The sequence below is a fragment of the Mycolicibacterium elephantis DSM 44368 genome (assembly GCF_004014805.1).
Taxonomy (GTDB): domain Bacteria; phylum Actinomycetota; class Actinomycetes; order Mycobacteriales; family Mycobacteriaceae; genus Mycobacterium; species Mycobacterium elephantis.
In genome coordinates this window covers 1-206 of record NZ_ATDN01000088.1, presented here as the reverse complement: position 1 = coordinate 206, position 206 = coordinate 1, and the positions used below count along the sequence as shown (strand labels likewise).

1 rRNA gene is annotated in these 206 nt (G+C 56.8%); it reads right to left on the bottom strand.

Features of this window, described 5'->3' with window-relative positions:
- Window positions 1-8 precede the first annotated feature (8 nt).
- Window positions 9-123, bottom strand: a 5S ribosomal RNA gene (gene rrf, locus MELE44368_RS25685).
- Window positions 124-206 lie beyond the last annotated feature (83 nt).

Genomic DNA, 206 nt, shown 5'->3' with positions numbered 1-206 from the left:
TAATTTGTGTTCGGCGGTGTCCTACTTTTCCGCCCGTGTGGGGCAGTATCATTGGCGCTGGCAGGCTTAGCTTCCGGGTTCGGGATGGGTCCGGGCGTTTCCCTGTCGCTATGGACCGCCGTAACTCTATTTTGTTGTGTTTTCCCCTTGTTGGGGGTTGGTGTGTTTTGGTGGTGGGGCGCGGTTTGGTTTGATGCGCGTGGTTG